The organism is Nocardia farcinica, assembly GCF_029867845.1.
In the GTDB taxonomy this organism is placed as follows: domain Bacteria; phylum Actinomycetota; class Actinomycetes; order Mycobacteriales; family Mycobacteriaceae; genus Nocardia; species Nocardia farcinica_A.
The window spans coordinates 1-4,536 of the sequence record NZ_JARWRU010000544.1 but is presented as its reverse complement, the minus strand read 5'-3'; the positions used below and the strand labels follow the sequence as shown (position 1 = coordinate 4,536).

The 4,536-nt window shown below is 72.4% G+C and carries 4 protein-coding genes; 1 reads left to right on the top strand and 3 read right to left on the bottom strand.

What is annotated here, in order from left to right:
- Window positions 1-574, top strand: a 574-nt coding sequence (locus tag QH283_RS11795) for a GAF and ANTAR domain-containing protein (RefSeq protein ID WP_280503046.1), incomplete at its 5' end; no start/stop codon positions are given.
- An 18-nt stretch (window positions 575-592) separates the two neighbouring features.
- Here QH283_RS11795 and QH283_RS11790 read toward each other — a convergent pair.
- From QH283_RS11790 to QH283_RS11780, 3 genes are all read right to left on the bottom strand, one after another.
- Window positions 593-2,503 (bottom strand): alkyl/aryl-sulfatase, encoded by a 1,911-nt coding sequence (locus QH283_RS11790; RefSeq protein WP_432420713.1) that lies wholly within the window; start codon window positions 2,501-2,503, stop codon window positions 593-595.
- Window positions 2,504-2,753: 250 nt separating this feature from the next.
- On the bottom strand, window positions 2,754-3,503 hold the full coding sequence (locus QH283_RS11785) for an acetoacetate decarboxylase family protein (RefSeq protein WP_280503044.1): 750 nt from the start codon (window positions 3,501-3,503) through the stop codon (window positions 2,754-2,756).
- Window positions 3,504-3,546: 43 nt separating this feature from the next.
- On the bottom strand, window positions 3,547-4,470 hold the full coding sequence (locus QH283_RS11780) for a tyrosine recombinase XerC (RefSeq protein ID WP_280503047.1): 924 nt from the start codon (window positions 4,468-4,470) through the stop codon (window positions 3,547-3,549).
- Window positions 4,471-4,536 lie beyond the last annotated feature (66 nt).

Genomic DNA, 4,536 nt, shown 5'->3' with positions numbered 1-4,536 from the left:
CAAGCGCGGCGAGCGGGGCTGGCGGGCCCCCCCCTCCGCGGGGGCCCGCTCCCTGGGCGAGGCCGGCGACGGCCCGGCCAGGCACACCTACTCCACCGGGGCGCCCGCCCTGGTCGACGACATCAACGCCGCGTCGGTGGTGTGGCCGGATTTCGCGACCCACGCGAGCAGACGGGGATATCGCTCGGTCTACGCCCTGCCGCTGCGCCTGCGCAACGACACCCTCGGCGCCCTGACGGTGCTGGGCGACGGCCCGAAGGCGTTGCCCCGCGCGCCGCTGCGCACAGCGCAGACCCTGGCCGATCTGGCCGCCATCGGGGTGGCCCAGCACATCCTGCGACCCCGGGTCGAGCCGATCCAGGACCGCCTGCCCGTCGCCCTGAACGACCGCGCCACCGTGGAGCACGCCAAGGCGGTACTCGCCGAGCGGGGTGGTCTGGACAACGCCGAGGCCTTCGCCTGTCTGCGCGCCCACGCGCTGCGTACCGGCCGCAGGCTCGCCGAACTGGCGGGCGGGATCGTCTCCGGCAGCATCGACGCGGGCACCGTGCTCACGGTCGGGGCCCGCCGCTGAGCGCGGCGCGCTCGCCGGTCAGGGCGTGACGATCGCGAAGTCCGGGTCCGGGCTGTCCAGCACGGCGACCAGCGAGGCGAGCTTGGTCGGGTCGCCCTCGATGGCGATCTCCCCCGCCCCGACGACCACGCCGAAATCCTCGCCACTCAGCAGCACGCGCACCAACGCCGTGCGCGAGCAGGTGAAGACGGCGTCCGCCTCGGGCAGCGCGCGCTCCTCCGGCAGCACATAGTGGGTCAGCACACCGTTGCGCAGTTCGACGCGGTGGGTCCGGTCGGTGTCGGTGATCTGCCAGTCGGTCACCAGGTGCTGGTCCCAGGCCTTCGGCCCGTCCACTCGCAGTGCCGCGACATCGAGGATCCGCTCGACGGTCATGGTCTGCGGTGCGAGCGGCACGCCGCCGGCCGCGGGCGTGCCGAAGATGCCGTAGCGGAGCTCGTAGGCCCCGCTGAGGTAGATGTTGCGGTGCACCGCGTCGGCCGCGCCGTAGGCCAGTTGTTCGAAGGCGCTGGCCTGCAGATGCCGGGCGCGTTCGTCGTCCGGGTCGGCGAAGACCAGGTACCCGGCGGCCTGGGCAACCCACCGGTAGTCGCCCGCGGCGTAGGACTCGCGGGCCTTGCGCAACAGTTGTTCCGCGCCGCCCATGAACTCGACGTGCTTGCGTGCCGCCTCCACCGGCGAGTGCTCCCACAGGTGCGCCGGATTGCCGTCGAACCACCCCAGATAGTGGTGCTGGATGGTCTTGACGTGGTGGCAGACGGCCGCGGGACCGCCGCGCGCGGGACCGAGGTGTTCCAGTGCGGGCGGAAGTTCCAGCCGTTCGGCGATCTCGGCGCCCGTGTAGCCGAGGTTCAGCAGCCGCACGATCTGGTCGTGCAGGTAGGCGTGCAGGTCACGATGCCGGGCCAATGTCTCGCGGATGCGGGCGTCGCCCCAGATCGGATGGTGGTGGGCGGCGAGCAGAACCTCGGTGTCGGCTGCGAACAGGGTGAGCGCCTCGGTGAGCCGGCGGGCCCGCTCGCGTGGGGGCGTGTCCTGGGCTCCGGCGAGGGGTGATTCGGTCAACGGACGGTCCAGGCTCTCGGCCAGGTAGAGCGCGCGGTGGGCGGGCAGGTGGATGTTCAGCGCGGCCGGGCCGGTCACGCCGGGGACCACCTGGAAGACCAGCTCGACGCCATCGATCACCGCGCGGTGGCCGGTGTCGGCGATCTCGACGGTCGGTGCGACCAGGCCGACGGTGCCCAGCGAGGTGGTCTGCCCGAGCCCGGCCCCGACCGCCCCCAGCGGTCCGCGCGGCAGGACCGCGCCGTAGGCGTAGGCGGCGCGCCTGGCGGCTGCGGTGCCCACGTAACCGCTGCCCGCCACGGCGTGGTCGTCGAAGCCCACGGGCGCGAGCACCGGGCAGCGGCCCGCTCGCGCCTCGTCCTCGGTGACGACGCCGGGCGAGCCGCCGAAGTGGTCGACGCGGGCGCGGGTGTAGATCAGGCCGGTCACCGGGCGGTCGCCCCGGTGTTGCCGGTAGAGGCCCAGTGCCGCGGCGGCGGTCTCCGCCGAGAGCAGCGCGTCGATCACCACCACCCCGGCACGTCCCTCGACCAGGGTCATGTTCGACAGGTCGAGACCGCGCACCTGGTAGATGCCCTCGGCCACCCGGAACAGTCCCTGCCTGCAGCCGAGCCCCGCGTGCCGCCACACACCGGGGTGCACCGACGGCGGACACGGTTCGCGTAGGAAGGCGAAGGAGTCGCTGTCCCAGATCACGGTCCCGTCGGCGGTGGTGACCACACCGGGGACACGGGCCGCGACGAACCCGCGCTCGGCGTCCGCGCGTTCCCGGTCTGCGACGTCGGCGCCGCCACTGGCCGTGATCGCGGCCGCCCGCAGGTTGGCCGCGACGACCGGGCGACCGGGTTCGGCCGCAGTGCTCATATCCATCGGTGACCTCCTGGCAACCAAGGCGGAGCAGACCGCCGGATCCGGGACAGTACGGTGATGACGTGCGTACTCGGGCGTTCCTACCATCACATGCGCATACACCTGGAACGATGAGGCAAACTTTCCGCAACGCCAGGCTAGCGGTGCGGGCGGAGGCCGTCCACGAACCGCGCTGGGTCGATTCGGAGATCCGGTCCGGGCAAGGGCGCCACGGCACCCGGCGGGCTCGCCGCCCTCGTTCGAACTAGACGACGGCAGCGTCGCCGACGGTCATCTCCAGATTCCGCACCGTCGACGCCGAGATCGCCCGGCGCGGCAACCCCAGCTCCCCCAGTTCGGCCGCCCACGGATGGTCGCCGAGCACCAGGTCGGCCCCGCCGAGTCGCGCCCGCATCCCGGTCGGCGTCATCTCCCAGCGGGTGCACCGGGTCACGCCGTCGATATGGGAGTAGGCGTCGAAGGAGGCTCCCGCGCTGCGCCGCATCGGGGTCGGCAGACCGGGGCGAACGGTGAGGTCGACGATCGTGGCGCCGTCACGGGACAGACGCCCCCGGCGGATTCCGTGGTGGGTGACGTCGAAATCGGCGAGTTCCTTCGGAAAGCCCCAGATTCCGCGCCCGGCGGCGAGGGTGAACTCCCCGTCCACCGGCAGCGGGTGGATGAAGACCCCGGCCGTGCCGCCCAGCAGTGCGCGCAGATCGCCCACGGCCGATTCCGAAGGCGCGGTGTGGTGGCCGACCATGAACGACACTCCGAACTCGTGGTAAGGACCGAGGTCGCCGTCGACGTACTGCACGAACACCAGCGTGCAGAGTGCGCGACCGCCGGGAAGGCGCAACACCCGCAGCCCGGAGTAGTCGATGATCCGCTGCGCGGCTGCGACGGGTACGGCATAGGTGGCCATGAAGGCGTGTGCGGTGCGGATGCGTACCGGCATGGTGATCCGGGTGCCGAGCACCTCGTGGACGCTCGCCCGTTCCGCCGCTTCCGTCATCCGCCCGCCTCCAGAACTAGAACCTGTTACAAGAGTATCGGCCTCACGCGCGCGGGTGGGCCTGATCGTGCACCTTCTTCAACCGCTCGATCGAGACGTGCGTGTACAGCTGCGTGGTCGCCAGGCTGCTGTGCCCGAGCAATTCCTGCACCACCCTCAGGTCGGCGCCGCCTTCCAGCAGGTGGGTTGCGGCACTGTGCCGCAATCCGTGCGGCCCGAGATCCGGCGCTCCCGGGATCGCCGAGACCACCTCGTGCACCACCGCCCTGGCCTGGCGCGGGTCGAGCCTGCGCCCGCGTCGCCCGATCAACAGCGCCCGCCCCGACCGCGCCGTCGCGAAGACCGGACGCCCCCGCCGCAACCACTGCTCCACCGCCAGGTCGGCGGGCCCGCCGAAGGGCGCGGACCGCTCCTTGCCGCCCTTGCCCAGCACCCGTACCAACCGCCGCTCCCGATCCACATCGTCGATGTCCAGTCCGCACAGCTCACTGACCCTGATGCCGGTGGCGTACAGCAGTTCCACGATCAGCCGGTCCCGCAGCGCCATCGGATCCTCCTGCCGCGCACCCGACTCCGCCGCCTCCATCGCCGCGACCGCCTGCTGCCTGCCCAGCACCGAGGGCAGAGTCCGATGCGCTTTCGGCGACGCCAACCGCAGCCCGGGGTCTTCGGCCAGCCGCCCGGTCCTGGTGAGCCAGGCGGTGAACGTCCGCGCCGAGGATGCCCGCCGCGCCAGCGTGGTGCGCGCCGCCCCACCCGCCGCCAGCTCCGCCAACCACGACCGCAGGACTCCCAGGTCCAGCTCCCCCAGCGCCGAGTCCGCTGATCGCGCGTACAGATGCCCCAGCAGCGCCCGCGCGTCACCCACATAGGCCCGCACCGTGTGTTCGGACCGATTGCGTCCGAGCCGCAGATGCCGCCCGTACTCCTCCAGCAATGCGGACAGATCCTCCGGCAACGCCTCCATCCCCCCACCGTCGCCCGCCCCGCCCACCACCGCAAGTTCCCGCGCCGCGGCGGCACGGCTGCCCCG